2 protein-coding genes are annotated in these 1,421 nt (G+C 30.0%); one reads left to right on the plus strand and one right to left on the minus strand.

Going from position 1 to position 1,421, the window contains the following annotated elements; translation table 11 throughout:
* On the plus strand, nt 1-525 hold a 525-nt coding region (locus NSA58_RS20185; protein ID WP_257560935.1), incomplete at its 5' end, for a hypothetical protein.
* Nucleotides 526-611: 86 nt separating this feature from the next.
* Here the strand turns inward: NSA58_RS20185 and NSA58_RS20190 are convergent.
* On the minus strand, nt 612-1,421 hold an 810-nt coding region (locus NSA58_RS20190; protein ID WP_257560936.1), incomplete at its 5' end, for a CotA family spore coat protein.

The following is a 1,421-nucleotide window of genomic DNA, read 5'->3' on the forward strand; positions in this document are numbered from 1 at the left end:
CCGATCTATATAATAAATCAAGTAGTTAAAGATATAAATTACTCTAAGGAGAGTTTTACAAATTTTGTAGATATTGAATACGATGACAACATACTAGAGAAAAAAGAAGAAAATGAAACTTCCATAAATAATATTATTAATGTTTCAAATAGTACTATAAATAATATAGTGAATAAGGATGAAACGGCTTTTGTTGCTACTAAAGAAAATTCAGAACTAATAAAGAGTATAAAAGATATTCAATATGATTCAGTATCGAAAATAGATAAGATAGAAAAAATAGATATGGTCAAGTCAGTGGAAACTATTGAAAGTAAAAACTATGTTGTAGAAGATGTGAAATTGGAGAAAAAGCCTACTAGTTTAGTAAGCTGCGTGGAAACAAGTAAGAAAAATATATCAACACCATTTGAAGAAGATATAAATGGTGTTATTAAACAGGTTGGTAGTGGGGTCATGTTAGTGGATAACAATGATTCAGGTATAACAATTTACTCCACATCAAAAATAAGTTCAGTATTATAAAATAAAAAAGGGTGTGCATCTTCTTTTAAGAAGGTGCACACCTAACTATTTAATCAGAAAATAAATTTTAATAGAATTCTTATAATCTACTCTATATTAGGTTCATCAAGTGTAGCAGGTTCATCAGGTGTAACAGGTTCATCAAATGTGTCATATGCACCTCCGAACCCATAGTAAGAACCGTAGAATCCGATAGATTCTAAGCAAACAAAACTGATTTTATTAGAACTTGTATCAGAAAGAACTAATACATTACCTACTCTGCCAAGTACTTCAGCATTTTTTAAAGCTAACCAGCCAGCAGTAAGATTTACATTATTAGTAGAAAAAGATAGATTTCTAAATGTAGTATCACCACAGCAGCAATCATCATCTTTACAGCACATAAATGGATGTTTTTTATCTAGTAATGACGTTAGTCTTTCTTTAAAAGACCAACCACCTACACATGGATAGTACTCAAATTGAATAGCTTCTAAATCACATAGTGATACTTTATCAACTGGATATGGCACAAAATAATTATATTTGTGATAAACAGTAGTAGGAATTGGATAGTAGAAACCGTTTGCCAATATATTTATATAATCGGATTGACAAGGGTCAATAGATTTTAACTTAGCCCAAGGTGCTGCAGTATTATCATGACCAATTTCATCTTTCTCTAAAAAAGTACCTACTAAATACTTTCTTCCAATAAATGAAAATTTGTGGAAACATACATATTCTTTTATTTTTTCATTAAATAATAATTCTAATGCTTTTAGCATATCTTTTTTACAACAACAATCATCTTCTTTTTGACAAGGTTTTGGCTCAGGCTTATGTCCTGGACAATGGTGTGCTTCATTGTTTTGGCATGGTCTTGAAACCATCCAACCATTATTACTCATAAC

Origin of the sequence: Terrisporobacter muris (genome assembly GCF_024621905.1) — a bacterium.
In the GTDB taxonomy this organism is placed as follows: Bacteria; Bacillota; Clostridia; order Peptostreptococcales; family Peptostreptococcaceae; genus Terrisporobacter; species Terrisporobacter muris.